A 25,293-nucleotide genomic window follows, 5' to 3' on the forward strand; every position below is an offset into this window, starting at 1 on the left:
CGAAACAGCGCAGTCGACGAGGCAGGGCCTCGTCAGATCAGCATGTCCTGCGCCTCGTCCTCGAAGCCCTCGACCGGCCGCGCCTTGGCCAGCGCGAGCCACACGGCGAACGGAATGCGCTCGAAGGCGCGATGCACTGCCGCTCGCGCCACCACGAGACGCTCGCCCTCGAGCACCATCACGCCGCATTCGGCCGGCACCTCCTCGGGCTTGGCGATGCAGCGCCCCTTGGCGTCGTTGCCCAGCACGTACCAGCACTCGCCGCCCAGGTCCAGATACGCCGCGCGCTTGTCGGGCTTGCGCAGGTCGCCCAGCAGGTCGGCGCGGCTCACCTTCACCTCGTGCACGATGGGGTGCGCGTAGGCCTCCACGCTGGTATTGCGGATCGAGAACACGTCGGGCCGCGCCACGCACCAGCGCGGCTTTCCGCCCTCTTCCAGCGGCGGCAGGCGGGCCCGCAGGCCCAGGCCGCGCCATGCGATGCGACCGCCGCGCGTCATCTCGCGTGCCACGCGTTCCACCAGGGCTTCGTGCGGCGACAGCGCGGCGCGGTTGACGGTGAGCGTGGTGGCGATGCGCGCGATGCCGGCGTCGGTCACGCGCAGCGTCTCGTGACCGTGCACCGTGCGCACGCGCTCCAGATAACCGCCGGCGAGCAGTTCGACCTCGATGGTGTCGCAGCACGGCCAGCCGGCCGAGCGGTATATCTCGCGCAGGCGCCGCGCATGCAGCTTGCCGAAGGGCACGGCCGTCTGCATCGGCGGCGGAGGATCCAGCACGGGCGGCGGAAATCCGGGGTCGGTCACCGGCGGCTCGACCGGTGGCGGATCGCCCTCCGGCGGCATGGGCGGCTGCAGTGGCGGAGGCAGGGGCACCGGCACGTCGGGCGCGGGTGGCGGCGGGCCGATGGGCCCGGCGACGACGGGGTCGAGAACGGCTGGTTCGGACATGGCGAAAGCAGGTTAGCGAAAAGCGGCGGAAGGCGCGAGGCATGGAACGTTCGGTTGCATCCGGTCTCTCCCGTCCCGTTTCAGTGAAAGTCCCGGCTCGTGTTGCTCTGCGCGAGCCGGCCCATGAGCGGCGTCAGGTCCCTGAAGCCGGTGGCGATCAGGTGCTGCACCTTGCCGCCGCTGTCGTCGTCACGCTGCCAGGTGCCCTGCACCGCGAGCAGGTGCGACTTGAGCAGCGGCTCGCGCCAGGCCTCGATGACGTGGTTCCAGACGATCACGTTGACGTTGCCGGTCTCGTCCTCCAGCGTGACGAAGATGGTGCCGTTGGCCGTCTGCGGCCGCTGCCGCCCCTTGACGATGCCGCAGGCGCGCGCGGTCTGCCCGCTGGGCAGCGAACGCAGCTCGGCTGCGCTCATGAGCTTCATGCGCGCCAGGCGCGGGCGCAGCAGCGCGAGCGGATGGCGCCGCAGCGTGAGTCGCAGCGCCGCATAGTCGCCCACGATCTCCTCGCCCTCGGACGCGGCCGGCAGCAGCAGCGCCTGCTCGTTGATCGGCACGCCCCGCAGCAGGGCCGGTGCCCGTCGCTGCGCGGTGGCATCCCACACCTGCTGGCGCCGATGGCCCGACAACGACATCAGCGCATCGGCCGCGGCCAGCGCTGCCATGTCCTTGCCGTCGAGTTCGGCGCGCAGGGCGAGGTCCTCGGTGCTTGTGAACGGCGCCTGCGCACGCGCCTCGAGCAAGCGCTCTGCGCCGTCCTTACTGAGGCTCGCGATGCGGTTCAGGCCCAGCCGCACCGCGGGCTGGTTCTCGTTGCCGAGGCGATCGGCATAGCGCTCGTCGGTGCCGGTCGGCATGCGCGGTGCATCTGGGGCACGGGCTTCGAGCGTGGTGTCGATCTCGCTGCGCGTGACGTCGACCGGGCGCACCTCCACGCCATGGCGGCGGGCGTCCTGCACCAGCTGCGAGGGACTGTAGAAGCCCATCGGCTGTGAATCGAGCAGCGCGGCGAGAAAACATGCCGGCTCGTAGTTCTTGAGCCAGCTGCTCACCGTCACCAGCAACGCGAAGCTGGCGGCGTGGCTTTCGGGAAAGCCGTAGTCGCCGAAGCCCATGACCTGCTTGAAGATGGCTTCGGCGAAGCTGGCCTTGTAGCCGTTGTCGACCATGCCGTTGACGAGCTTGTCGTGGAACTTGCCGAGGCCGCCCTTGCGCTTCCATGCGGCCATGGCGCGGCGCAGCTGGTCGGCTTCGTCGGCGGTGAATTTGGCCGCGATCATCGCGATCTGCATCACCTGCTCCTGGAAGATAGGGATGCCCAGCGTGCGCTCCAGCGCCACGCGCAGCTCGTCTTTCTCGTAGCGGATGGGCAGGTTCCTGCGCACCCGCTCCCGCTGCTTGAGGTACGGATGCACCATGCCGCCCTGAATGGGCCCCGGCCGCACGATGGCGACCTCGATCACCAGGTCTTCGTAGGTGCGCGGCTTCAGGCGCGGCAGCATCGACATCTGCGCCCGGCTCTCGATCTGGAACACGCCGATGGTGTCGGCGTCGCAGATCATGTCGAACACCTTCTGGTCGTCGCTCGGTATCTGGTGCATCGCCAGCGTCGAACCGCGCCAGCGGTTCATGTGCTCCAGCCCGCGGCGGATCGCGCTGAGCATGCCGAGCGCCAGCACGTCGACCTTGAGCATGCCCATCGCTTCGAGGTCATCCTTCTCCCACTGGATGACGGAACGGTCCTTCATCGAAGCCTTCTCCACCGGCACCAGCCGCGTGAGCTTGGTGTGCGTGAGCACGAAGCCGCCCACATGCTGGCTCAGGTGGCGCGGAAAGCCCTTGAGCCTCTGCGTCATCTCTATCCAGTGCGTCAGCTTGAGCTCGTCTTCCTCGACACCGACACGCGCGGCAGCCTGTCGCAATTGCTCGCCGAGCACGGTGTCGTCGAACCAGTAGTGGTCTTTCGCGAACTCGTCGATCAGCCGCTCGTCGATGCCGATGGCCTTGCCAACGTCGCGCAATGCGCTGCGCGCGCGATAGCAGATGACGACGGCGGCGATGGCGGCGCGCTCGCGGCCGTATTTTTTGTAGATGTACTGGATGACTTCTTCGCGCCGCTGGTGCTCGAAGTCGACGTCGATGTCGGGTGGCTCGCGGCGTTCGCGACTCAGGAAGCGCTCGAACAGCAGCGTGCCTTTGTCTGGATTGATGGCGGTGATGCCCAGGCAAAAGCAGACCGCCGAATTGGCCGAAGACCCGCGTCCCTGGCAAAGGATTTCCTTCGAACGAGCGAAGCGCACGATGTCTTCCACCGTGAGGAAGAACATCTCGTACTCAAGGCCGATGATGATGTCGAGCTCTTTCTCGACCTGCGCCCGCACCTTCTCGGGAATGCCGTCGGGATAGCGGTTCCGGGCCCCTTCCCAAGTCTTGCGCACCAGCGTCTGCGCCGGCGTTTCATGATTGCCCAGGTTTTCCAGCGGGTACTTGTAGTTCTCCCGGATCACCTCCGGATCGAAGCGGCACCGCCCCATCACCACCAGCGTGTTCTTCAGCATCCGCGGCAGATAGAGCTCGGCCAGCCGCATGCGCGGGCGCAGGTGCCGTTCGGCGTTCGACTGCAATGCAAAGCCGCACTCGGCCACGGTCCGGCCCTCGCGCACGGCCGTCAGCACGTCGTGCAGCGGCTTGCACGAACGCGCATGCATGTGCACGTCGCCGGCCGCCACCAGCGGCACGCCCGCATCCTCGCCCGCCTGCATCAGCGTGACGAGCCAGAGATCGTCGTCGAGTTCGTTGAACAGCTCCACCGCCAGCCAGAGGTTCTCGCCGTACAGCGCCTTGGCTGCCATCAGGTCTTCGTGCAGCGTTGCCGTGTCCATCGCGCCGCCGGGGTTGCGGTTCGGCACGAAGAGAATCTGGCAACGCTGCAGCGAGGCCACGTCGCTCTCTTCCCAGCTCACGCGATATTCGCCCTTGGGCAGCTCGGTGTTGCGCGCGGCGGTGATGAACTCGCAGAGGTTGCCCCAGCCTTCGGTGTCGTTCGCGATCACCACGAGCCTGAAGCGCTCGAACTGGAACTCGCTGCCGAACAGCAGGCGGAAGGCGGGGTTGCGCGGGATCTTCGGTTCGTCGGGGTGTTCTCGCTCGTACTCGTCGAGCTTGTGTTCCATGCCGCGCAGGCACACATGTGCCCGCACGATGCCGGCCACCGAGCACTCATCGGTGATGGCCAGCGCCTTGTAGCCGAGCTGGTAGGCCCGGTCCACGATGTCCTCGGGCGTCGAGGCACCACGCTGGAAGCTGAAGTTGGTCAGGCAGTGCAGCTCGGCGTAGTCCGGCAGCACCGAAGCCGGCCGCGCCCGCAGCGGCACCGGCAGCGCATGCACCTTGGCGGGCTGTCGCCTGCTTTCCTGCTTGCCGCTCAGCTCAGGCATAGAAGCCCTGCAGGTACCAGCGCACCTCACCGGAAGAAAAGCGCGCGGCGGGCCGCTCGCGGAAGATCCACACCAGCCCGGCCTCGGGGCTTTCCGCGACGTAGTAGTCGCGCATCGCGGGCTGGCCGCCCTCTTCCTTGTCGCCCCACCAGCCGGTTTCCACGCGCTGCGGGCCGATCAGCCTGCTCAGCGGGCCGCGGTAGCAGGGGCGTTCGCCGTCCATCTCCAGCAGCAGCGGCTCGGGCAGCAGCCATGGCGGATAGACGGCGTCGGGCTGCGAAGCCGCTGCAGCAGCATCCTTCCGGCTCTTGTCGGCGACCGGCTTCTCCTTCTGCAACGCGGGCCGCCATGCCTGCTTGCGCTCGGGCCGGTGATCGGCCTGCGCCGAAGGCACCACCACCTGCTGCGGCCCGAGGCGCACGCTGAGCCGCTCGATCATCTCGTGCAGCCTGTCGCCCTTGCGGTTGTCTTCCGGCAGGAAGCTGGTGCTGGCGCCGGCCCACGGATCGGTTTCGAGCGTGCGCAGGCTGAGCCAGCTCGCCGGCGCGGCCAGCGTGGCGAGGGCCAGTTTCTCGGAGAGCAGACGGCGCAGGTGCGCCATGTCCTGCGTGGGCTCGGCCGTGCGCACGGTGAGCTGTTCATGCGGTGGCAGATTCACGCCGTTGAGGCGCCTGAGGTCGAGCGTCCATTGCAGCTCCAGCGCGCGCGCGCCGCGCTGGCGGGCGCGCAGCCAGAACTGCAGTGCCGTCAGCAGCCGGTTGGCCGACCACATGAGCTCGGGCGCGGTCTCGGCCAGTGCGGGCAGCTCCAGCTTCTGCTCGAACACGTCGGGCAGCGTGAGCCATGAATGGCTTTCGGGGCGCAGGCCCCATGCAATGTCGAGCGCCTCGCGCAGGCCGGTGCCGAAGCGCCGCGTGAGGCCGCCGCGCGGCAGCGCCGCAACCTCGCCCCAGGTACGGCAACCCAGGCGCGCGAGCAGGTCGAGATGCTCATGCGCGGCGCTCAGCGTGTCGAGCGGCAGGCCGGCGGGCACGTCCTTCGGCCGCTTCTCTTCGCGCGCGAACAGGCGCAGCCGCGCCAGCGCGATCAGGCTGGTGGCGCCCTGCGTGCCCAGCATGCGCGCGTCGGGCACGGGGTTGTCGGCCAGCAGCAGGCGCATGAGCTGCATGCGCCCGCCCCACAGGCGCTCGCAGGCGGAGACTTCGAGCATCAGCGCTTCATCGAGCCAGGCGACGTGGGGCGTGTACTTCAGCGCCCACCAGCCCAGGGCTTCGGGCGTGGGCATCGCCGGGGCATCGGGAGCGTGAGGGGTGTCGGGCGTGCCGGCTTCAGGCAACCACCGCAAGGCGATCCAGTGCATCCGGGCCTCCTTTCCATGCGTCGATGCGCACCACCGAGGCCGACGTTGCCGATGTCGCTGTCACACCGGCTGGCACCGAACCCTGCTGCTGCAGGCGCAGCTTTCGCCGCAGCCGGGCAGCGGCCAGCAGCGCGGTCATGCGCTCGTTGCGCGCCGGCAGCACCACCGGCGCGGCCAGCGGCGGGCCGCGGCGCTTGAGGATGTCCAGCTCGATCTGCGACGCGTCGGCCCCGCTGCGACCGGCGCGAATGCGCAGCCGCGCGGGCGATGCAGACAACGCCACCGACTCGGGCCTGCACACGAAGAGCAGCACCTCGTGCTGCGCGGCCGCCAACTGCAGCCGCCGCAACTCGCCCACCCGCGCCTGCGGCAGCCAGGCCACGACGGCGGCAATGTCCGCGCAGCGCAGCGCCTGTTCGCAGGCCCACAGCCGCGCGGCCGGGGCCTCGCTCCTGACGCACATCAGCGCCTCCACCGGCAGCCCCTGCGCGGCCAGCGACGCGCCGCAGGGCTCGTAGGGCGCGCCGATCAGCACCACCGGCCCGCCCCGCGTGGCCACCGCCTGCGCCAGCGCCGGCAGCAGCAGCCGCCAGACATGGGCCTCGGGCGCAGGCAACAGCAGTTCCGTCATCGCGCCGACCGGCCAGCCGCCGCCCGGCAGCTCGGCGTCGAGCGCGGCGTGGCCGGTGGCGAGCACCTGCGCGTCGGCCAGGCCGAGTTCGTCGGCATGCCAGACGCCGCGGCCTGCGGCAGCGGAAAAGGAATCGAGGAAAGGAAGGCCCATGGTGATGACTGTTAACTGTATTTTCATACAGTACTTCGCAGCCTACAACAGGAAAGCCGGTTTCCCTGTTTTTCTTCTTTACCGCCGTCTTTCACATTCCTCGTGCTCATGTGAAGGCGCCAATAAGTCGTTTGAGCCCGAGGCGCCGCTTCGCTCCAATGGACCCGTCCAAAGGAGCCATCGCATGACCACCCAGAGCACCGTCACCGCAGGCCTGAACTACCTCCAGCCCTCCGCCCTGCGCCCCTACAGCTACACCTTCCAGCCGCCGCCCGACACGCCATGGGAAAGCGGCAGCTACGAGCTGCGCCCCATGCCGATCGCCGACGCGCGCGCCGCCGCCACACCGCCCGACATCGAGCGCGAAGGCTTCGTGCTGCGCGACGCGCCCACGGCCGTGCGCGACTTCCTCGACGACGCGGAGGTCACGGCCGCCTACCATCGCGAGGTAGCCGAACTGGCGCTGGCCGTCACCGGCGGCGCACGCGCCTACGTGTTCGACCACCTGGTGCGCCGGCGCGAGGCCGACCGCGTCGCCCTGAGCTTCGGCCGCCGCGCGACCGACGGCCGGGCCGCCGCCAACGGCCGCATCCACAACGACTACACCGAGGAATCCGGCCGCCGCAGGCTGTCCATGGTGCTGACGGACCCCGACGAGGCCGCGGCCGTACGGCGCTACTGCATCGTCAACGTCTGGCGCTCGATCAAGGGGCCGGTGCTCGACACGCCGCTGGCCGTGTGCGACGCGCGCTCGGTGATGGCGAAGGACCTGGTCAGCGCCGAGGTGCGCTATCCGCGCCGCACCGGCGAGATCTACCTCGCGACGCATTCGCCCTCGCACCGCTGGTCGTACTTTTCCGCGATGGGCCGGCACGAGGCGCTGGTGTTCAAGCAGTACGACTCGCAGCTCGGCGGCGTCTCGCGCTACACGCCGCACGCGGCCTTCGACCACCCCGACACGCCCGCCGACGCGCCGCTGCGCGAGAGCATCGAAGCCCGCTGCCTGGTGGTGTTCGAATGAGCGCCGCAATCGAGTTCTGGTTCGACTTCGGCAGCAACTACAGCTACCTGAGCACCATGCGCATCGAGGCCGAAGCCGCCGCGCACGGCATCGGCATCCGCTGGCGGCCGTTCCTGCTGGGGCCGATCTTCCGTTCCTTCGGCTGGGAGTCGTCGCCCTTCGTGCTGCAGAAGGAAAAGGGCGACTACACGTGGAAGGACATGGCCCGCCAGTGCCGCAAGTACGGCCTGCCGTGGCAGCGGCCGACGAACTTTCCGCGCCCGGCCGTGCTGCCGCTGCGCATCGCGCTGGTGGGCGCCACACAGCCCTGGATGGGCGAGTTCTGCCGCCGCACGATGTCGATGAACTTCGCCGAGGACCGCGACATCGATTCGCCGCAGGCCATGCACGAGCTGCTGACTTCGCTCGGCCTGCCGGCGCATCGCGTCATCGAGGAGGCACTGTCGGACGCCAACAAGCTGCGACTGCGCCGGCAGACCGAGACGGCGGTCGAGAAAGGCATCTTCGGCGCGCCCACCTTCTTCGTGGGCGACGAGATGTTCTGGGGCAACGACCGGCTCGACGAGGCTATCGCGTTCTGCAAGGCGGAAGCTTCAGCGGACTGACGACGAGCCCCGCGCCTCGTCCACCAGCCAGCCGGCGACGTGGCGCACGTCCTCGCGCGGCGACTCCTCGGCCTGGATCAGCCAGTAGGCGTGGGCCGAGGGCTGCTCCGGCACCGGCGCCGCGATGCGCACCAGCCGGCCGTCGTCGAGCAGCGGCTGGATCAGCTCCAGCCGCCCCAGCGCCACGCCCTGCCCGGCCAGCGCGGCCTGGATCAGCTGGTCGTACTGGTTGAAGTGCAGCACCGCCTGCGGCTTCGCGTCGGCCCAGCCCACCGCCGCGAGCCAGTCCTTCCACTGCAGCCACGGGTGCTGCGGATCGTCGAAAGCCAGCAGGCACTGGGTGGACAGCGCCCCGGGCGCATCGAGCGCGCGCAATCCGAGCGAAGGATGCGCCACCGGCGCCACCGTTTCGCCGAAGAGCCGCACCGCGCCGGCCGGCGCCAGCGCGGGCGTGGTGTAGCGGATGGCCAGGTCGATGCCGTCGTTGCGCAGGTCGGCCAGCCGGTTGTTGGAGGACACGCGCACGTCCACGCCCGGATGCAGCTTCTGCACATTGCCCAGCCGCGGCAGCAGCCACAGCCCCGTCATGCCGATGCTGGCGCTCAGGGTCACGGGGCGCTGCTCGCCGGACTGGCGGATGCCGCCCATCACGTCCTGCAGCTGCTGCACCGCGCCATCAGCGCTGCGGAACAGCCGCTCGCCCTCGGGCGTGAACGAGATTGAGCGATGGCCGCGCACCAGCAGCGCCACGCCGAGCTGCGCCTCCAGCGCATGGATCTGCTTGCTGACCGCTGACTGCGTGAGGCACAGGTCCTGCGCCGCGAGCGAGATGCTCATGCGCCGGCCCACCGCGACGAAGCCCCGCACCAGGTCCAGCGAGGGCATGCGAAGCAGGGAGAGTGGCATTCCCATGATGAATATGAGGCAGCGAAAAGGCGGATTGGAGCACAGGCCCGGGCATCGCTCCCGGCCGCCTCCCGCCGGATACTGGTTGCCGATGCCGCCTCCGAAGGATTTCCCCGCCCTCACCCGCACCGAGCTGCTGCGCCTGGGAGTCGCGCTGTGCGCCGGCGCCGCGTTCCCCGCCTTCGCGCAACAAAAGCCCCTGCCCGCCATGAACACCCGCCCCATCCCCTCCACCAGGGAAGCACTGCCCGTGATCGGCTGCGGCACCTGGATCGGCTTCGACCGGCGCCCCGGCAGCGAGGAATACGCGCGCCTGCCCGGCGTGCTCGAGGCGCTGTTCGCGGCCGGCGGCACGGTGATCGACAGCTCGCCGATGTACGGCCGCTCCGAGGAAACCACCGGCGAGTTGCTGGCCGCGTCGAAGCAGCAGCAGGGCAAGGCCTTCCTCGCCACCAAGGTCTGGACCTCGGGCCGCGAGGCCGGCATCGCGCAGATGGAGCAGTCTTTCGCCCGGCTGCGCACGCAGCACATGGACCTGATGCAGGTGCACAACCTCGTCGACTGGCGCACCCACCTCGCGACGCTGCGCGGCTGGAAGGAACAGGGCCGCGTGCGCTACGTCGGCATCACGCACTACACAGCCTCGGCCTACGGCGAGGTGGAGGCGGTGCTGAAGTCCGAGAAGCTCGACTTCCTGCAGATCAACTACTCGCTGGACGCGCGCGAGGCCGAGCAGCGCCTGCTGCCGCTGGCGGCCGAGCGCGGCGTGGCGGTGATCGTCAACATGCCCTTCGGCGGCGGCGGACTGCTGCGCCGGCTGCGCGACAAGCCGCTGCCGCCATGGGCCGCCGAAATCGGCTGCACCAGCTGGGCGCAGGTGCTGCTGAAGTTCGTGCTGAGCCATCCGGCCGTGACCTGCGCGATTCCGGGCACCAGCCGCCGCGAGCACATGGCGGACAACGCGGCGGCCGGCGCGGGCAGCTTTCCCGACGCGGCCTTCTGGCGCCGCGAGGCCGCTTCTATTCGAACTTGACGTTGTGCTCGCGCACGGTGGCGCCGAAGGCGTCGTACTGCGCGCGGAAGAACTCGGCGAACTTCGCAGGGCTCATGCCGTAGCCCTCGAAGCCCTGCTGCACCAGCTGCGCATGCACCTCGGGGCGCTTCAGCGTGTTCTGCAGTTCCTGCGAGAGCCTGTCGGTGATCGCCTGCGGCAGCCCCGGCGGCCCGAAGAAGCCGGCCCACGGCGTGATGGTGAGCTTGCCCAGCCCCAGCTCGCCGCCCGTGGGCACGTCGGGCAAGAGGCCGCTGCGCTGCGGCAGCAGCGTCACCAGCGCGCGGATTCGCCCTTCCTTCACGAAGCCCGGCGCCAGCGTGCCGGTGGTGAACATCATCTGGATCTGCCCGCCCAGCAGGTCGGTCATGGCCTGCATGTCGCCCTTGTAGCGCGCGTTGACCACCTTGCGATCGCCCAGCAGCTGCAGCATCGCGAGCTCCGAGGCGCTGTTGCTCGAGGCCGAGTTGAGCGCCCCGGGCTTCGACGCCACCAGCGCCAGCAGCTCGTTCACGCTCTTCACCGGCAGGCTGGTCGGCACCACCAGGAACATCGAGAACTGCCCGGCCGAGCTGATCGGCGTGAAGGCCTTGAAGGGGTCGTAGGGCGGCGTGGGCCGCAGCGTGGGCGCGGCCACCATCGCGGTGTTGGTGCCCATCAGCAGCGTGTAGCCGTCGGGCTTCGCCGACGAGGTGGCCTGCGCGGCGAGCACGCCGTCGGCGCCGGGGCGGTTCTCCACGATCACCTGCTGGCCGAGCTGCTTGGCCAGCCCTTCCGCGATGATGCGCGTGAGCACGTCGGCGCCGCCGCCCGCGGCGAAGCCGACGATCAGCTTCAGCGGCTTGTTGGGATACGCGTCGGCGCTCCATGCCGCCGCGCCGGGCAATGCCGCGGCGGCCAGCGCCGCCAGGGTCAGGGTTCTGCGTCGCATGAGGTGCCTCCGCGTCAGAAGAGATGGCGCACGCCGAATTCCCAGCCGGTCGACCGATGTCCGGCCGCCGGCGCCACGCCGCCGCTGACCACGTAGCGCGCCTGGCCGCTGCTCATGAGCCGCGCGTAGGTGCCGTACAGCGCGGTGCGCTTCGACAGGTTGTGCACGTACCCGATGCCGAACTGCCGCGCGTCGTCGCGGTTGCGCGGCATGCCGTTGGCGTTGCGCAGGCTCTCGTCGCTGCGGTCGTCGAGGTAGGCGTAGCTGATGCGGATGCGCCCGACCTCGAAGGCCGGGATGTGCGCGCCGATCTCCGTCGTGTTCTTGCGCACCGTGCCGCCGGCGAGCTTCACCGTCACCGCGTTGTAGAGCGCGAAGAACTTGGCAAAGCCCGCGTCCCACGAGCCGCCGATGTTGGCGTGCGTGTAGTTGCCGATGGTGGCGGTGGACTTGAAGTTCGAGCGCGTGACGGCCGCCGCGACGTCGAACGCGCCCGATGCGAAGCCGAAGCGCGCGCCGGCGAAGTTGCCGTCGTCGCGGTTCGCCACGGTGGAGTCGTTCTCGCCGGTGCCGATCATCGCCATGCCGTAGAAGCCGCCGAGGTTGGGCGGCAGCCAGTAGCTCACGGTATTGCTGCCGGTGATGGCCGTGGGCAGCGGCCCGGTGCCCGCGCCAGCGAAGGTGAGATTGCCCGCGCGCGCCACGCCGTTGGCGTTGAAGGGGTCGAAGTAGATGCTGTTGTAGTGCGTGGGAATGAAGTCGTGGCCCAGCCGCACCTCGCCGAGCGTGTCGGACGAGAGGCTCACGAAGGACATGCGGTCGAAGGTGATCGGCCCCGCAGTGCCCGCGCCGCTCGTCTGGTTGTTGCTGTTGCTCGGGCGGCCGGTGCCGGTGTCGGGGTTCAGGCTGCCTTCGAGCCAGAAGCCCGCGCGCAGGCCGCCGCCCAGGTCCTCGGTGCCGCGAAAGCCCAGCCGGCTCGTGGAGAGCCCGCCGTTCGACAGCGCCTTCACCGAGCCGCCGCCGGGACCGGCGCCGTTCGTGTACTGGATGCCGAGGTCCATCACGCCGAACACGGTGACGCTGGATTGCGCCTGTGCCACGCCGCTGCTGGCAAGCCCCAGCGCCGACCACATCAAGATTCTCTTCATGGTTTTCTGTCTCCTGCTTCTTCTCTTGGGTTGAAAAACTCGGAACGAACGCGCAGGGCTGCGCCACCGGGTGCGGACGGGGGTCCGCACCGGTCGGCGAAGGCCGGGGTGAAAAAGGTCTAGCCCGGAGGCTCGGCGCGTTCGGTGCGCACGAGCACCGCGCCCTTGGAAAGCGGACTCACGTTGCGCCGGTACTGCTGCAGCCAGCCGGTGTCATGCACCGGCGGCGGCGGCTGCCAGTCGTCGCGGCGCGCCTGCAGTTCGGCGTCTGTCAGGTCGATGTCGAGGCGGCGCGCGTCGAGGTCGATGGTGATGACGTCGCCGTCGCGCACCAGCCCGAGCGGGCCGCCGAGCGCGGCTTCGGGCGATACCTCGGCTACCACGAGCCCCTTGCAGACGAGGCCCGAGAGATGGCCGTCGGTGAGCAGCGCGACCTGGTCGCCGAGCCCCGCGCCGTCGACGGCGAAGACCACGCGCGATGCGCCGCCGCCCATCGCCGGACCGCCGCAGGCACCGGCACCGCGCATCACGATCACCTGGCCGGGCACGATCTCGCCCTTCTTCAGCGCAGCGATGGCTGCGTCCGAGGTCCAGAAGCACACGGCCGGGCCGGTGAAGCGCCGCACCTTGCGCTCGGCGATGCCGGTCTTGATGAGGCCCGACTCGGGCGCGAGGTTGCCGCGCAGCAGCACGATGGCCGGCAGTGGCGCCACCGGGCGGTAGACGGGACGGATCACTTCGGCGTCGGCCACTTCGACGTTGCGCAGGTTGTCGGCGACAGTGCCGCCGGTGACGGTGAGCACGCCGGTGTCGAGCAGCGGCTCGAGCTGTTTCATCAGCGCGCGGCAACCGCCCGCCGCCTCGAAGGCTTCGATGGAATGCCCGCCGATCGGCCGCACGCCGGCCAGCACCGGCGTCTCGGGGCCGAGGCGCTCGAACAGGCCGTACACGTCGACGCCGCACTCCCCTTCGGTCGCCACCGCCTGCAGATGCTTGGCCGTGTTGAGCGAGCCGCCGATCGACAGCACCGCCCGCACCGCGTTGACGAAGGCGCCGTGCGTGAGGATGTCGCGCGGCTTCAGGTCGTCGAGCACCATCTGCACGATGCGCGTGCCGGCCGCGCGCACGTCGGCCATCATCTTCGGACTCAGCGCCGCCACCGGCGCGCTGCCCGGCAGCGCCAGGCCCAGCGCCTCGCAGACGATGTGCATCGAGTTGGCCGTGCCCAGGCCCGAGCACACGCCGGGGCCGCGAATGGCCTCGCGGCTCATGCCCACGAGTTCCTCCACCGGCAGGTTGCCCGTGACGGCATGCATCGCGCCGATGAACACCTCCTCGATGTCCATGTGGTGGCCCTTGTACTCGCCGCTGGGCTGGTAGCCGCAGGGCACCAGCAGCGTCGGGATGTTGAGCCGCGCGGCCGCCATGAGCTGGCCCGGCACCGTCTTGTCGCACGAGGTGAGGCAGACCATGCCGTCGAGCTGCGCGCCTTCGACGGCCACCTCGATGTCGTTGGTGACCAGATCGCGCGCCGCCAGCATGTAGGCGCCGCGCGCGCCCGCGCCGGTAATGAAGTCGCTGGGCGCGGCGGTACGGATCTCGAAGGGCACGCCACCGGCCGCGCGGATCGCCGCCTTCACCTCCACCGCCACGCGGTCGAGGTGGCTGAAGCAGGCAGCCAGCTCCGAGGAGCTGTTGACGATGGCGATCTTGGGCTTCTCGCAGTCCTCTTCCGGAATGCCGAGCGCGCGCCAGTGCGCGTTGCGTACCGACCAGAGGTAGGAGCCGCGCGGGAAGTTGCTGCGCAGGGGGCGGGTCATGCGGCACCTTCCAGTCTCTTCTTCGTGATCTCGACCACGCCTCGGTCGGCATCCACACGCACCCAGTCGCCGGTTTCGATGCATTCGAGCGGGTCGCGCTCGAAGTCGGTCATCGCGGGCGAATGCGTGACCACGGCGCCCAGCGCCATCTTGGTCGTCATCTCGTTGAACAGGAACGCGGCCGGCGCCGAGTTCATGAGCCGCGTCATGTGGAACATGGCCGACCAGCCCGAGGAGCCCTTGGCCCCCGGAAACACCAGCACCTTGCCCGCGAAGCTCTGCCCGCGCAGCTCGTGCCGCGTCTCGATGACGGTGCCGGTGCGCGGGTCGATGCCGCCCCAGCCGGAGATGCGGTCGCGCGTGACCAGCGCTTCGCCCTCGGCCACGCCGCCCACCACCTTGCGGCCGCGGATGACGATGGTTCGTTCGGTGATGACTGCGTCGCTCATGCGTAGGCTCCGTTCCAGCGGCCGGTGCAGGCTGCATCGATGCATTCGGCCGTACTGCCGAACCAGGCCTGCACGCCGAGGATGGCGGGCAGGTAGTGGGCCTGCTTGGCCGAGTCGAGCGCGACGGTCTTCGTGCCCTTGGGCACGGCGCGGCTCATGGCGGAGCAGCTGTCGCCCATGATGATGCCGCCCGCGTCCTCGATGATCTTCGTGTAGCCGTTGCGGTCGGCCAGCGCCTTGATGGCGCGCGGCGTGAAGATCCACAGCTCGCAGTCGCGGTGCACCTTGCGCCCTTCGATGAGTTGCGCGGCCTCCCAGATCTGCTCGATGGTGTAGTGCGGGCAGCCCAGCATCACGTACTGCACCTCGGCATCCTTGGCCGTGATGTTGATCTTCTCGTAGGTGGCGCGGCGCTCTGCCTCTCCGTAGCGCAGCACCTCCACGGGCGCCCTTCCGCCGAGCGCCTGCTCCAGCGTCAGCGCCTCGGGCGTGACGCCGGCGATGTGATACATCTCCACGCCGCCCGAGGACGACGCCGCGGCGCCGAAATGCTTGAGCCGCGGCAGGTTCGGCACCCGCGAGATGCCGCGCCGGCTGTGCACCACCGGCACGCGCTCCTGCACGTGCTCGCCGATGAAATAGCCGAGCAGGCCCCAGTCCTGCACCGACTCGACCTCGATGTCGAGCTCGACCACGTGCGTGGCGCGGCGGTTCTGGTCGAGGTGGTAGCCCCAGTACGGAATACGGCCGGTGAGCATGGCGGCACCGGTGCTCTCGCGGCCTTCGGTGTTCGTGCGCGCGCCCAGCACCGAATTGCAGTACACGACCGCCGACGACTCCATCCACGCGCAGTGCTCGCCGCGCGTCGGGATGTTGCCGACCTGGTAGGGCGTGCAGGTGTTCATGATCTGCGCGCCGAGCCCGGCGGCGTGGCGCTCGCTCTTCTCGTAGAAACGCACGATCTCCTCGCTCACGCCCATGCGCTCGGGCTGGCCGGGGTCGAAGCCCAGCTGCAGGTGGCTGGTGAAGACCTTGAACTTGGGGATCTCGACGGTCTCCTGGCTGTCGAGGCTGAATTCGGAGAACACCGCGTCCATGCCGCCGCCCTTGGCGAGCGCGAAGTCGCGCTGGAAGGGCGTGGTCGATGTGATGGTGGCGCAGACGTTGCGCGTCTCGACCAGTCGCTCGGCGCCCAGTGCTTCGCCGTAGCGCACCAGCAGGTCCATCGCCTTCTGCACGGCCGGGCCGTCGCGGCCGTCGTACATGGCTTTTTCTTCATCGCTCAGGTGCATGACCTGTGTCTCCGTTCTTCTGTGTCGTGGGGATCGAGCCCCGGCCGGGCCGCTAGCCCGGCGAGGGTGTGGGGGTAGGTACGTGCCCGCCGATGTCGCGCGCGATGCTCAGCGCGATGTCGTGCAGGCGCGGTGCGAGTTCGTTGCGCAGGCGTTCTTCCGTGAAGACGAAGGCGGCGCCGCCGCCGTTGAGCGCCATCACCTCGCCGTCGGGGCCGATGAGGGGCACCGACACCGAGTTGATCTCGCGGTGGAACTCGCCGAGCGACAGGCAGTAGCCCAGCCGCTTCGATTCGCCGATGGCGCGGTTCATGCTGGGCGCGATGCTGTCCCACTCGGGGCCGCGCAGCAGGCGCATCGAATCGACGAGCTGGTTGCGCTGCGCCTCGGGCAGTGCAGAGAGATACGCGCGACCGAGCGCCGAGTTGGCCAGCGGCGCGCGCGAGCCGACGTCGAGCCGCGCCGAGAGCATCGACGAACGCGGGCGGCAGGCTTCGATCAGCACCATCTCCATGCCGTCGCGCACGGCCAGGTAGACCGAGGCGCCGACTTCTTCCGCCATCGCCTGCATGCTGGGCCGCGCGGCGGCGCGCACGTCGAGGCTGCCGAGGAACACGCGCGACAGCGACACCACGCCCGGCCCGAGCATGAAGCGGTCGGGCGCCTGCGCCGGCTTGAGCATGCCCAGCGAGAGCAGCGTGGCGACCAGCCGGTTGATGGTGGCGCGCGGAATGCCGGTCATGCGCGCCAGGTCGGCATGGCCCAGCACCGGGCGCTCTTCGCTGAAGCAGCGCAGCACCGAGATGCCGCGCTCCAGCGCGCTCACGGTGTCGGAGCGCTCGCCGCGCGCGTCGGCCTGCTCGGCCGCGGAAAAGGAGGTGTCGTTTTTGTCAGTGGACATGGAGGAACCCTTTGCAAGACGCTCCAATGTAGAGGCTCGCGAAGAGAGGGCGTCCGGGTTCATGGCTGTTGCCGTTCAGACTCCGGCCTCTGCCGTGGTCTGCAACGTCGAACCCTGCTCCGCGCCGGCGCGCAGGTACACGCCCTGCTCCAGCAGCGCGGCCTGCAGCGCGCCCACGTCGATGAAGCGTGGCTCGATGCCGCCGCGCGATGCCAGCGCCGCCGCCACGCCCGCAGCCTGGCCGGTGATCCAGCACTGAGGAATCTCGCGCATGAAGCCGTGCGAGTTGCGGTCGCAGGAGATGTGGCGCCCGCAGGCCAGCAGGCCGTCGAGCTGCTTCGGCACCAGCGCGCCGTAGGGAATGGAGATGTTCGGGAACTTGGGCGAGACCGCGGGCGACACGCCGATCTCGTCCGCCAGCGGCACGCCGTCGGGCCACTGGCTGCGCAGCACCGAGCCCACGCCGACGAGGCGCCGCGCATGGCGCACGCCGATCTGCGGCGCGCTCAGCATCAGGTAGGCGTTCTCGAAGCCCGGCGCGTGGGCGCGGAAGTAATCGAGATGCGCGGCCATGGCGCGGTGCGAGCGCACCTCCACGGCGGTGAGGTCGTCCACGTCGAGCGCCGAGTAGCCCGACTGGCGCGGCCCCATGAAGAGCGCCACGTCGTTGCGCCACGAGACGAAGGGCCGCTCGAACAGGCCGCACTGCTCGCGCCCGCCCGCCATGAAGGCGGTGAAGGCTTCGGGCTGGCCGGCCTTGAACTCGATCCAGCGGTTCATGTCCACGCCGCCGAAGAGCCAGGAGGTGTTCATGCAGTGATGCACGTCGGCTTCCTCGATGTCGTTCACGTACTCGGCGCCGGCACGGGCGAACAGGTCGCCGTCGCCGGTGGCGTCGACCACCACGTCGGCCATGATGGCCATGCGACCTTCCTTGCTCTCGAACACCACCCCTTTGACGGCGCCGTCCTGCACGATGGGAATGGCGGCCCACGAGTGATAGATGAGCTTGACCTTGCGCTCCAGCACGATCTCCTGCGAGAGCAGCTTCAGCCGCTCGGGGTCGATGGTGGGCGACCAGGTGACGATGCCGTGATAGGCGGCGGTGCGCTGCGACCAGTGCGCGGCCTTGGCCGTGTCCTGCGAGCCCCAGTCCTCGCGCACCGGGCCGGCGATGGCCTCGGCCGGCAGGCGGTCGAACAGCTCTTCGGCAAAGCCGCGGATGACCAGCTTGCCCTCCCAGTCGGTCATGCGGTCGATCCAGATGACGAGGCCGCCGGTCGACAGGCCTCCCAGGTGGTTGTAGCGCTCGAGCAGCGCCACGTCGGCGCCCGCACGGGCGGCGGCGGCGGCGGCAGCGGTGCCCGAGGGGCCGCCGCCCACCACCAGCACGCCGCAGCGGTGATAGACCGGAATGTTCTTGCCGGGCTCGGCCCAGCTGCCGTGATCAGGCCGCTTGACGCGGCTGTCGCGGTCGAAGATGTCGGAGGACAGGATGCGCTCGTCGGTACGGACGACAGTTTTCATGAATGCGTTCTCGGCTTGGCTTGTTTCGTCGTATTTTGATTTCACTTTCCATTTTGTCAAACTCAAAAGGCAAATATCTGGGGTATTCCCTAGTAAATATGGATTTTTATGGATTTCAAGATCAATATTAAAGAAGCATTCCAACGGAGACATCGATGAAGAAACTTCACGGCACCCGCCGTGCCTTCGGCTCGGCCCTCAGTGCCGCAGCCCTGCTGGGCCTCGCGCCCCTGGCCGTGGCGCAGGACTTTCCGGCGCGCGGCAAGCCCATCCGCATCGTCGTGGGCTTCACCGCCGGCGGCGGCACCGACGCGCAAGCGCGCATCGTTGCGCAGAAGCTCGGCGAGGTGCTGGCCACCAGCGTGATCGTCGACAACAAGCCCGGCGCCAGCACCATGCTGGCGGCCAACGAGGTGTCGCGCGCCCTGCCCGACGGCTACACGCTGCTGTACGCGCCCTCGTCCACCATGGCGCAGAACCCGCATACCTTCGCGCAGGTGCCCTACGACCCGTTCAAGGACTTCACCGCCATCTCGATGGGCGGGCGCGGGCCGCTGGTGCTGTCGCTGAGCACCAGCGTGCCGGTCAACAACGTGAAGGAGCTCGTGGCGTATGTGAAGTCGCACCCCGGCAAGGTGAGCTACGCCTCGTTCGGCGCAGGCACTTCCTCGCACATCTACGGCGAGGCCTTCGTGAAGAAGACCGGCATCGATGCGGTGCACATCCCGTACAAGGGCGGCTCCGACGCGGCGAAGGACCTGATCGGCGGGCGCGTGCAGTACATGTTCGACTCGGCCTCCTCGGCCATCATCACCGCCTCCTCCGGCAAGGTGAAGATCCTCGCGGTGGCCGCCGGCGCGCGCATCGCGGCGCTGCCCGACGTGCCCACCTTCGCCGAGCAGGGCTACGCGGGGCTCGACCTGCCGAGCTGGCTGGGCTTCTACGGGCCGGCGCGCATGCCCGCGCCGGTGGTCGCGAAGCTCAACGCGGCGCTCGCGAAGGTGCTGGCGATGCCGCAGGTGCAGGAGTTCTATCGCAGCGGCGGCTACGAGGCGGGTGCCACCACGCCGGAGGAATTCGCCGGCATCACGCGCTCGACCTACGACAGCTGGGGCGCGATGGTGCAGCAGGTCGGGTTGGTCAAACAATGAGCGACATGCGGGCTTCTTCTTTCTCCTCCTTGCTACACCGGCGCCGGTTCGCCGCCTGGCTCGCGCTCTGCGCCGCGAGCCCCTTGCTGCCGGCGCATGCCGCCGCGCCCTTCCCGGACAAGGGCCGCACCATCCGCATCGTGCTGGGCCTGGCGGCCGGCGGCGCCTCGGACGCGCAGGCGCGCTTCGTCGCCAACAAGCTCGGCGAGGTGCTGCAGACGCCGGTGATCGTGGAGAACCGGCCGGGCGCGAGCTTCATCCTCGCGACCGAGGAAGTGATCCGTTCCGCGCCCGACGGCTACACCCTCATGTACGCGCCCTCCTCCGTGGTGGCGCAGAACCCGCAGACGCTGGCGCAGGTTCGCTACGACCCGTTCAAGGACCTCACGCCGATCTCCCTCGGCGCGCGCGGCCCGCTGGTGCTGACGGTGCACGCGAGCGTGCCGGCGCGAACGGTGCAGGAGCTGGTGGCGTACATCAAGGCCAACCCGGGGAAGATGAGCTACGCCTCCTTCGGCACCGGAACCTCGTCGCACATCTACGGCGAGGCCTTCGCACGGCAGGCCGGCCTGGACGTGGTGCACGTGCCCTACAAGGGCGGCGCCGACGCGGCCAAGGACTTTCTCGCAGGCCGCGTGCAGTACTACTTCGACGCCGCACCCAACGCCATCCAGAACACCGCCACCGGCAAGGTGCGCATGCTGGCGGTGGCAGCGCCCAAGCGCAGCCCGATGCTGCCCGACGTGCCCACCATGGGCGAACAGGGCGTGAGCGGCGTCGACATGCCGAGCTGGCTGGGCTTCTACGGACCGGCGCGCATGCCGGCGCCGGTGGTCGAAAAGCTCAACGCCGCGCTGGCGCAGGTGCTGGCGATGCCGGCTACTCGCGAGTTCTTCCGCCAGGGTGCGTACGAAGCCGAGTCGTCGAGCCCGCAGCAGTTGGCCGACCTGACGCGCGCGACCTACGACCAGTGGGGCGACATCATCCGCAAGCTGGGGCTGGTGAAGCAGTCGCAGTAAGGATCAGCGGAAAAAGTCCACCAGCCGCGCGTTGACCTCGTCGGCGCGCTCGTACTGCGCCCAGTGGCCGGCACCGTCGACCACCACGCCCTCGCGCGCAGGCCCTTCGGTTGCCAGCTGCGCGACCAGCGGGCGCGGGTCGGCGGTGACGTCGAATTCGCCCCACAACAGCAGCGTCGGCACATTCAATGTGCCGAGCGCCTGCTGCAGCCCGCCCGACTGAGACACCTCCTTGCTGCGAAAGCGCGTGCCATGGCAGGAGATATCGTGGATCTCGAAGGCCAGCGCGTCGATGGCGGCCGGGTCGTGCAGCATCAGCGCCGCGAGGTTGTTCAGCAGCGCGGCCCGTTCAGCCTCGCGGTCGGGGGCGGCGCGCCAGTTGATCATCTGCGCCGTCATGCGCCTCAGCGTGCCGTGGCCGCCGCTGCCGATGAGCGCGAGACGACGGACCGCGCCGCGACCGGCCCCGAAGCGCGCGGCCGTCAGTCCGCCGAACGAGAAGCCGCCGAGGTCGATGACGGTGCCCGCGCCGATGAGCTGGTCGAGCGTGCCGCCGAGCGCCGCGAGCAACGGCTTCAGCGAGTCTTCGCCGGGCGCCACGCGCGGCGGTGCATCGGATTCGTTGAAACCCGGCATGTCGGGCAGCCACAGCGTGCGGCCGGCCGACAGCGCCTCGGCGTTTCGCAGCCAGTGCATCCAGCTGCCGTGGCCGCCGTGCAGCAGCACCAGCGGCGGGCGGGAGGTGTCCGTGCCGAAGCGGCGCCAGCGCACGCGCACGCCCTCGTGCACCGGATCATGATGGGTCGAGAGCGCGTCGATGCGCGCGATGAGGTCGGCGTTCATGGCCACATCCTTTGCAGTTCACGTTCGCCGTCGAGAAACTGGTGCTTGAGCGCGGCCAGCACGTGCAGGCCGAAGAGAACGTACAGCACATAGCCGGCCCATGCGTGCACGCCGCCCAGCACGGTGTGCCATGTTTCCTTCACCGTCGGCTCGATGGCCATGATCCAGCCGATGCGAGGCCATTCGAACAGGCCGAAGAGCTGCATCGGATGCGTGGCGGCATCCTTCCAGGCCGAGTCGTGCATCCAGCCCGACAACGGCAGCAGGATCATCAGCAGATAGAGCACGCCATGGGCCGCATGGGCCGCGAAGCGTTCGAAGGCCCCATAGGAGCCCGGCATGGCCGGCGGCTTGTGCGTGGCACGCCAGAGGATGCGCATGATGACCAGGCCCAGCACGGTGATGCCTATGGACTTGTGGGTGTCGATGGCCGGGCGCACCCAGTCGTCGGGATAGCGGTCTACCAGCAGGATCAGGGCGATGTTGAAGATCATGAGCACCGCGATCAGCCAGTGCAGCGCGATGGCGGTTCGGGTGTAGCGGGTTTGTGCGAGCATGCGGGGAATTTTCGGGCGTGGGCCGACTCAGTCGGGAGCGCGTGCGATTGTCCCGGCATTCCCCGGGCTTTTCGAAACCGCAGGCCGAGTCTTTACGTACCAGCGAACCACCGACCGACAGCCGCCCGGACAACTTCCCTTGAACGACTCTCTCCAACGCGCCTTCCAGGCCGCCTCGCCGCGCCTGTCTCCACCCGGCACGCCGCTGAGAAGCTGGCTCATCCACGGCAGCGTGCTCGTGCTGTGGGCCCTGCTCTTCGCCATGGCCTTCAAGGCCGTGAACGTAGGCGCCTGGTCGGTGGGCGTGGCCTACGTGCTGTACGACACCGTGCTGCTGCTGTTCGTCGCGTGGATGACGCTGCCGATCCTGCGGCCCCGGCCCGCGCCCTCCCCCGCGGCCACGGCGCGACGCAACACGCTGGGCGTGATCGTCGCCTCGCACAACGAGGCGGCCGTGCTGCCGGTGACGCTGGCCGCCCTGCTCGGCCAGACCGACGCGCCCGACCGCATCGTGATCGCCGACGACGGCTCGACCGACGGCACGGCCGAGCTGCTCGCCACGCAATACGGACTCGTAGCGCCGGGCCTCGGCGAACTGACCGCCCCCAACGCCACGCATCCTTCGCTGTACTGGCTGCGCCTGCCCCACGGCGGCAAGGCAGTGGCACTGAACGCGGCCGTCCTGTGCACCGACACCGACATCGTGCTCACCGTCGACGGCGACACGCTGCTCGACAGCCGTGCCATCGGCGCCGTGCGCCGCGCCTTCTCGGAAGAGCCGGAACTCGTCGCCGCCACCGGCGTCATCACGCCCGTGTGCAGCCGCACGCTGGCCGGCCGCTGCTTCCAGTGGTTCCAGACTTATGAGTACATCCGCAATTTCCTCTCGCGCTATGCATGGATGCGCGTCAACGGCCTGTTGCTGATCTCGGGCGCCTTCGCCGGCTTTCGCACCGAGGCGGTGCGCGCGGTCGGCGGCTTCGACACCGACTGCCTGGTGGAAGACTACGAACTCATCCACCGCCTGCATCGCCACGCCCAGGCACACGGCCTGCCATGGACGGTGCGCGTGCTCGGCGATGCACAAGCCCACACCGACGCGCCGAGCAGCACCGGCGCCTTCCTGCGCCAGCGCCGCCGCTGGTTCGGCGGCTTCCTGCAGACGCAGTTCTGGTACCGCGCAATGGTCGGCGACCGGCGCTACGGCTGGCTCGGCGTCGCGATGCTGCCGGTGAAGGCCGTCGACACCCTGCAGCCGCTCTACGGCCTGGCCGCCTTCGGGCTGCTGCTGGTGTACCTGGTGCGCGGCAACCTCGGCGTGCTGGCGCCAGTGGCCGGCGTGATCGGCGCGAAGATCGTGCTCGACCTCGCCTTCCACCTGTGGTCGGTGCACCTGTATCGGCGCTGGATCGGCTCCGGCAGCGGCAAGGCCGGCTTCGCGCAGGCCTTCGCGGCCGCGCTGGTCGAGCCGTTCACCTTCCAGATCCTGCGGCACACGGGGGCGGCGTGGGGGTGGTGGATGTTCCTGACGGGGCGCGGCACATGGGGAAGGCAGACGCGCGTGGGGCTGGTGGATGCCGATGGGGTGCGGCGCGATCGATGAACCTTCAGCCGCCGAACCGGAAGCTCGACACCACGAGCCCACCCATGAAGGCATCCTCGTGATACACGCGCTCGCCGGCTTCTCCCTCGGCAGCGCCGACGGCCACCATCAGCGGAATCAGGTGCTCCTCACGCGGATGCGCCATGCGCGCCGCGGGGGCTGACTCCCAGTCGAGCAGCTGCGCGCTGCGCTCGCCGGCGGAGTTCTTCGCCACCGCCGCTTCGAGCCAGTCGTCGAAGGCCTTCGACACGCCGTGCGCCTGCGGGCCGAAGTTGCGCAAGTTGTGGTAGCTCAGGCCGCTGCCGACGATCAGCACGTTCTCGTCGCGCAAGGGCGCAATAGCTCGACCCAGCGCCAGGTGCTCGGCCGGATCGAGTCCGCGCCGCAGCGAGAGCTGCACCACGGGCACGTCGGCCTTGGGGTAGATCGCGGCCATCGGCGAGAACATGCCGTGGTCGTAGCCGCGCTGCGGGTCGATCTGCGCCGGCAGGCCGGCGGCGGCGATCAACGACTGCACGCGCTGCGCCAGTTCGGGCGAGCCCGGCGAGTCGTAGTGCACCTCGTAGGTGTGGGCGGGGAAGCCGCCGTAGTCGTAGATCATGGGCGGCTTCGGGTTGCCCTGCACCGTGAAGGCGGGCGCTTCCCAGTGCGCCGAAACCATGAGGATGGCGCTGGGCGTGCGGCCGATCTGGCGCGGCATGTCGGCCAGCGAGGCTTCGAGCTGGTCGTAGGTGGGGCCCATTTCCTTCTTCATCCAGGGCCAGGGGCCTCCGCCGTGGGAGATGAAGTAGGTCGGCAGGCGCGAAGACGAAGTGTTCGTGGCGGTAGCGTTGTCGTGGGTCAAGTCGATGCTCCTTGAAAGCGTTGCATCGACTCTAGACATTTCCCCGGAAGAAATCGACAGGCTACGATGCATCGAATCAGTTCCTCCCAGGAAATCTTCGAGAAGGACGCTCTCTCATGGACCGGATGACCAGCCTGCGGGTATTCCGCGAAGTCGTGGAGGCGGGCAGCTTCGTGGCGGCGGCCGAGCGCATGGGCATGTCGCCGCCGATGGCGAGCAAGCATGTCGCGCAGCTGGAGAAGTCGCTCGGCGCGCGCCTGCTGCACCGCTCCAGCCGCCACCTGAGCCTGACCGAGGCCGGCACCGCGTGGTACGAGCAGAGCCGCCGCGCGCTGGACCTGCTCGACGCGGCCGAGGCTGCCATCGGTCAGGCGCACGACACGCCGCGCGGCCAGCTCAAGGTGAGCGCGCCCGTGTGGTGCGCCACGCCGCGCTTCGCCCGGGTGCTGGCCGACTATCGCGAGAAGTACCCGGAAGTGCTGGTCGACATGCACCTGGAGAACCGCAAGGTCGATCTCGCGGCCGACGGCTACGACCTCGCGCTGCGCGCCACGCAGGAGCCCTCGCCCGCGCTGATCGCCCGGCCGCTGTGCCGTGTGCCCTTCTTCCTCGCGGGCACGCCGGCCTACCTGGAACGCATGGGCGGCCTGCCCTCGGTGCCGGCCGACCTCGCGAAGCTGGGCGCGATCGTGCCCAGCTACGTGAACCTGGACAACCTCGCGCTCAAGGGGCCGGGCGGGCGGATGTTTCCGCTGCGGCTGGTGCCGGCCATGCGCTCCGACGACACCACGCTCACGCTGCATGCGGTGCGCGCGGACATGGGCATCGCCTACATGCCGACGTGGCTGATCGACGACGACATCGCGCAGGGCCGTCTGGTGCGGCTGCTGCCCGAGTTCGAGGCCACGCCCGTGACGCTCTTCGCGGTGTACACCAGCCGGCAGTACATGTCGCCCAAACTGCGTACTTTCATCGACTTCCTGGGCGAAAGGCTCGGCAGCATGGAGCCTGCTGAACGCTTCCTGAAGAACGCACCTTTTCGGGGCAAGGTCATGCATGCGCGGCTAAAGTCCTGAGCTCTCCGGGAGACTCCG

The 25,293-nt window shown here is 69.3% G+C and carries 22 protein-coding genes; 7 read left to right on the forward strand and 15 right to left on the reverse strand.

Annotated features, from left to right (window positions below; translation table 11 throughout):
* Nucleotides 1-32: 32 nt before the first annotated feature.
* From ABL840_RS24480 to imuA, 4 genes are all read right to left on the reverse strand, one after another.
* Nucleotides 33-950 (reverse strand): hypothetical protein, encoded by a 918-nt coding sequence (locus ABL840_RS24480; protein WP_093306475.1) that lies wholly within the window; start codon nucleotides 948-950, stop codon nucleotides 33-35.
* An 80-nt stretch (nucleotides 951-1,030) separates the two neighbouring features.
* On the reverse strand, nucleotides 1,031-4,387 hold the full coding sequence (locus ABL840_RS24485) for an error-prone DNA polymerase (RefSeq protein ID WP_093306476.1): 3,357 nt from the start codon (nucleotides 4,385-4,387) through the stop codon (nucleotides 1,031-1,033).
* Complete coding sequence (locus ABL840_RS24490; protein WP_093306478.1) at nucleotides 4,380-5,747, reverse strand: Y-family DNA polymerase; 1,368 nt, start codon at nucleotides 5,745-5,747, stop codon at nucleotides 4,380-4,382. The genes ABL840_RS24485 and ABL840_RS24490 overlap by 8 nt, the downstream gene beginning before the upstream one ends.
* A complete protein-coding gene (imuA, locus tag ABL840_RS24495; RefSeq protein WP_093306480.1) occupies nucleotides 5,716-6,531 on the reverse strand; it encodes a translesion DNA synthesis-associated protein ImuA in 816 nt (271 codons plus the stop codon). The genes ABL840_RS24490 and imuA overlap by 32 nt, the downstream gene beginning before the upstream one ends.
* Before the next feature lie 184 nt (nucleotides 6,532-6,715).
* On the opposite strand from imuA, the gene ABL840_RS24500 reads away from it, so the two are divergent.
* Nucleotides 6,716-7,552 (forward strand): CmcJ/NvfI family oxidoreductase, encoded by an 837-nt coding sequence (locus tag ABL840_RS24500; protein WP_093306482.1) that lies wholly within the window; start codon nucleotides 6,716-6,718, stop codon nucleotides 7,550-7,552.
* A complete protein-coding gene (locus ABL840_RS24505; protein ID WP_093306484.1) occupies nucleotides 7,549-8,157 on the forward strand; it encodes a 2-hydroxychromene-2-carboxylate isomerase in 609 nt (202 codons plus the stop codon). Before ABL840_RS24500 ends, ABL840_RS24505 begins: the two co-directional genes overlap by 4 nt.
* Here the strand turns inward: ABL840_RS24505 and ABL840_RS24510 are convergent.
* Complete coding sequence (locus tag ABL840_RS24510) at nucleotides 8,146-9,063, reverse strand: LysR substrate-binding domain-containing protein (protein ID WP_093306486.1); 918 nt, start codon at nucleotides 9,061-9,063, stop codon at nucleotides 8,146-8,148. The genes ABL840_RS24505 and ABL840_RS24510 overlap by 12 nt on opposite strands.
* Nucleotides 9,064-9,154: 91 nt before the next feature.
* Here ABL840_RS24510 and ABL840_RS24515 point away from each other — a divergent pair, with 91 nt between their 5' ends.
* Nucleotides 9,155-10,096, forward strand: a complete 942-nt coding sequence (locus ABL840_RS24515) for an aldo/keto reductase (RefSeq protein ID WP_176947599.1) — start codon at nucleotides 9,155-9,157, stop codon at nucleotides 10,094-10,096.
* Here the strand turns inward: ABL840_RS24515 and ABL840_RS24520 are convergent.
* The 7 genes from ABL840_RS24520 to ABL840_RS24550 form a co-directional block, all read right to left on the reverse strand.
* Nucleotides 10,083-11,045 (reverse strand): Bug family tripartite tricarboxylate transporter substrate binding protein, encoded by a 963-nt coding sequence (locus tag ABL840_RS24520; RefSeq protein ID WP_093306490.1) that lies wholly within the window; start codon nucleotides 11,043-11,045, stop codon nucleotides 10,083-10,085. The two genes, ABL840_RS24515 and ABL840_RS24520, sit on opposite strands and share 14 nt — an antisense overlap.
* Nucleotides 11,046-11,059: 14 nt before the next feature.
* On the reverse strand, nucleotides 11,060-12,193 hold the full coding sequence (locus ABL840_RS24525) for a porin (protein WP_093306492.1): 1,134 nt from the start codon (nucleotides 12,191-12,193) through the stop codon (nucleotides 11,060-11,062).
* 119 nt (nucleotides 12,194-12,312) lie between these two features.
* Nucleotides 12,313-14,013, reverse strand: a complete 1,701-nt coding sequence (locus ABL840_RS24530; protein ID WP_093306494.1) for a dihydroxy-acid dehydratase — start codon at nucleotides 14,011-14,013, stop codon at nucleotides 12,313-12,315.
* Nucleotides 14,010-14,462 carry an aconitase X swivel domain-containing protein gene (locus ABL840_RS24535; RefSeq protein WP_093306496.1) on the reverse strand — a complete coding sequence of 151 codons (453 nt, stop codon included), beginning with the start codon at nucleotides 14,460-14,462 and terminating at the stop codon, nucleotides 14,010-14,012. Before ABL840_RS24535 ends, ABL840_RS24530 begins: the two co-directional genes overlap by 4 nt.
* On the reverse strand, nucleotides 14,459-15,754 hold the full coding sequence (locus ABL840_RS24540) for an aconitase X (protein WP_093306497.1): 1,296 nt from the start codon (nucleotides 15,752-15,754) through the stop codon (nucleotides 14,459-14,461). The genes ABL840_RS24535 and ABL840_RS24540 overlap by 4 nt, the downstream gene beginning before the upstream one ends.
* A gap of 52 nt (nucleotides 15,755-15,806) precedes the next feature.
* Complete coding sequence (locus ABL840_RS24545) at nucleotides 15,807-16,655, reverse strand: IclR family transcriptional regulator (protein ID WP_093306499.1); 849 nt, start codon at nucleotides 16,653-16,655, stop codon at nucleotides 15,807-15,809.
* A 75-nt stretch (nucleotides 16,656-16,730) separates the two neighbouring features.
* Nucleotides 16,731-18,182, reverse strand: coding sequence for an FAD-dependent oxidoreductase (locus ABL840_RS24550; protein WP_093306501.1), 1,452 nt, complete (start codon nucleotides 18,180-18,182; stop codon nucleotides 16,731-16,733).
* 155 nt (nucleotides 18,183-18,337) lie between these two features.
* On the opposite strand from ABL840_RS24550, the gene ABL840_RS24555 reads away from it, so the two are divergent.
* Together ABL840_RS24555 and ABL840_RS24560 are read left to right on the forward strand one after the other, a co-directional pair.
* A complete protein-coding gene (locus ABL840_RS24555; protein ID WP_093306503.1) occupies nucleotides 18,338-19,333 on the forward strand; it encodes a Bug family tripartite tricarboxylate transporter substrate binding protein in 996 nt (331 codons plus the stop codon).
* A gap of 5 nt (nucleotides 19,334-19,338) precedes the next feature.
* Nucleotides 19,339-20,352, forward strand: a complete 1,014-nt coding sequence (locus ABL840_RS24560) for a tripartite tricarboxylate transporter substrate binding protein (RefSeq protein WP_093306754.1) — start codon at nucleotides 19,339-19,341, stop codon at nucleotides 20,350-20,352.
* A gap of 3 nt (nucleotides 20,353-20,355) precedes the next feature.
* Here the strand turns inward: ABL840_RS24560 and ABL840_RS24565 are convergent, their stop codons facing one another.
* Entirely contained in the window at nucleotides 20,356-21,195 is an 840-nt protein-coding gene (locus tag ABL840_RS24565; protein ID WP_093306505.1) for an alpha/beta fold hydrolase, read from the reverse strand.
* Nucleotides 21,192-21,752, reverse strand: a complete 561-nt coding sequence (locus ABL840_RS24570; protein ID WP_093306507.1) for a cytochrome b — start codon at nucleotides 21,750-21,752, stop codon at nucleotides 21,192-21,194. The genes ABL840_RS24565 and ABL840_RS24570 overlap by 4 nt, the downstream gene beginning before the upstream one ends.
* A gap of 139 nt (nucleotides 21,753-21,891) precedes the next feature.
* On the opposite strand from ABL840_RS24570, the gene ABL840_RS24575 reads away from it, so the two are divergent.
* Nucleotides 21,892-23,355, forward strand: coding sequence for a glycosyltransferase family 2 protein (locus ABL840_RS24575; RefSeq protein WP_093306509.1), 1,464 nt, complete (start codon nucleotides 21,892-21,894; stop codon nucleotides 23,353-23,355).
* 4 nt (nucleotides 23,356-23,359) lie between these two features.
* Here ABL840_RS24575 and ABL840_RS24580 read toward each other — a convergent pair whose 3' ends face one another.
* Complete coding sequence (locus tag ABL840_RS24580; protein WP_093306511.1) at nucleotides 23,360-24,199, reverse strand: DODA-type extradiol aromatic ring-opening family dioxygenase; 840 nt, start codon at nucleotides 24,197-24,199, stop codon at nucleotides 23,360-23,362.
* Nucleotides 24,200-24,315: 116 nt separating this feature from the next.
* Between ABL840_RS24580 and ABL840_RS24585 the strand changes: the two genes are divergently transcribed.
* On the forward strand, nucleotides 24,316-25,275 hold the full coding sequence (locus ABL840_RS24585) for a LysR family transcriptional regulator (RefSeq protein WP_093306513.1): 960 nt from the start codon (nucleotides 24,316-24,318) through the stop codon (nucleotides 25,273-25,275).
* Nucleotides 25,276-25,293: the final 18 nt, after the last annotated feature.

Origin of the sequence: Variovorax sp. NFACC27 (genome assembly GCF_048301545.1) — a bacterium.
GTDB lineage: Bacteria > Pseudomonadota > Gammaproteobacteria > Burkholderiales > Burkholderiaceae_C > Variovorax > Variovorax gossypii.